The organism is Aequorivita sp. Q41 (assembly GCF_039831855.1).
Lineage (GTDB): Bacteria > Bacteroidota > Bacteroidia > Flavobacteriales > Flavobacteriaceae > Aequorivita.
The window spans coordinates 1-2,053 of record NZ_JBDPMS010000010.1 but is presented as its reverse complement, the minus strand read 5'-3'; the positions used below and the strand labels follow the sequence as shown (position 1 = coordinate 2,053).

Annotated in this window: 1 protein-coding gene; it reads left to right on the top strand. The window is 63.7% G+C overall.

The genetic code is table 11. The features are described from left to right. Positions 1-655: 655 nt before the first annotated feature. Positions 656-1,855, top strand: coding sequence for an IS256 family transposase (locus ABJ955_RS13420; protein WP_347375143.1), 1,200 nt, complete (start codon positions 656-658; stop codon positions 1,853-1,855). The last annotated feature ends 198 nt before the right edge of the window (positions 1,856-2,053 follow it).

The window sequence follows — 2,053 nt, the reverse complement described above, 5'->3', positions numbered from 1 at the left end:
CCAGCGTGTCGAAGCCCTTGCGCATGTCCGTCACCCCACAGGCCAGGTAGATATGGACATGGCTTGGCAGACCGATCATCGCAGCGCCGACAGAATGCGCCGCAACGCCACCGCCTCGACCTCACCGCTGATCCGCAGCCGAATGCCGCCCGGTAGCTCAACCTCGACAAGGCCAGGAACAGGCGCTGATGGCGGGGGCAAGGCGTCCTGTGCAGGAGCAGGTGTTGGCAGCGATGGTGGCTCCGCCGCCACCGACACCGGCACAAATCCCGTCAGCAAGCCAACTTGACCGATGATCCCGGCGCCGCAGCCTGTGCCAATATCCGGAGTTTCTCCTCCGTGCTCCAGCTCCGACGCTTCGAAACACCAGGGAGAACCTCGTAACCAAACTCCGGAGCCCTCCCGAGCATAGTCTCAACTTCAACACCGTCCGCCACCGCTAACCCTCCGCCAATGATCAGAAGATCAGAGGCAGAACGTACACAACCCTACAAGGCGGGATCGTGTCCCGCCGCGTGGTGTAGGAGGCCGGTGATCGGCCTGCCGTAGTGACCGCCGCGTGCCTGGCGGAAAGCGTGCCGATTGGCGGCCACCGGGGCGGTTTTTGGGTAGCATTGGGTTGCGAGGCTCAACGCGAACCCAAGGAACCACCACGATGACCGATGACAAGATTGCGCTTTCCACGCTTTTGGAGAAGTCCTCCGACGCCAGTTTTCTGCGCGAGATGATCGGCTTTGCCGCCGAGCGGCTGATGGCGCTGGAGAGCGAGGCGCTCTGCAACGCCGCCCCTGGTGAGCGTGCGCCCGAGCGCCGCAACCAGCGCAACGGCTATCGCGACCGCGACTGGGAGACCCGGGCGGGTACGGTCGAGCTGCGCATCCCCAAACTGCGCCGCGGCAGTTATTTCCCGGCCTTTCTGGAGCCGCGGCGGATGGCCGAGAAGGCGCTGACAGCCGTCATTCAGGAAGCCTATATCCAAGGTATTTCAACGCGCTCCGTAGATGATCTGGTCAAGGCCATGGGGATGGAGGGCATCAGCAAGAGCCAAGTTTCGCGCCTGTGCGGCGAGATCGACGAGCGCGTCGGCGCCTTCCTTACCCGCCCCATCGAGGGCGATTGGCCCTATGTCTGGCTGGATGCCACCTACATTAAAGTCCGGCGCGACCACCGCATCGTCTCCACCGCCGTTATCGTCGCCGTCGGCGTCAACAGCGATGGCCGGCGCGAGGTGCTCGGGATGACCACCGGCCACAGCGAGGCCGAGCCGTTCTGGGTGGAGTTTCTGCGCAGCCTGGCCCGGCGCGGCTTGCGCGGCGTGAAGCTGGTCATCTCCGACGCGCATGAGGGGCTGAAGGCGGCCATTTCAAAGGTGCTCAGCGCCACCTGGCAGCGCTGCCGCGTGCATTTCATGCGCAACGCCCTGGCCTATGCCGGCAAAACCCAAAAGCGCGTCGTCTCCGCCTGGGTCGGCACCGCCTTTGCCCAAGACGCTGCCGCCGCGGCTCACAAGCAATGGCGCGATGTCGCCGACCAGATGCGCCCGCGCCTGCCCAAACTCGCAGGCTTGCTCGACGAGGCTGAGGCCGACGTGCTCGCCTATATGGACTTCCCCAGCCCACACAGGGCGAAAATCCACTCCACCAATCCGCTCGAACGGCTCAATGGCGAGATCAAACGCCGCGCCGATGTCGTCGGCATCTTCCCCAACGACGATGCCGTCGTCAGGCTCATCGGCGCCCTGCTGCTCGAGCAGAACGATGAATGGGCCACCCAGCGTGCCAGATATATGACGCTGGAAACCATCGCCCCTTTGAGCGATACTCCCAACGTCAGCTTGCCCGAAATGGCGGCCTGATACCGCAGCCAATGCTGCTCAGAATACCGCTCCTACACCACGCCGTGGGGCACGCTCCCCGGTGTTGCTCAACCTCACCTCATGTCCGGCTGCGATGGCCCGACGAGCGAATGCCTGTGCCAATAAACCAGCTCCGACACTGCCGATGCGCATTTATTTTCCTCTTGCTCCGTAATGCCTGGAGGCTATGCAATAACC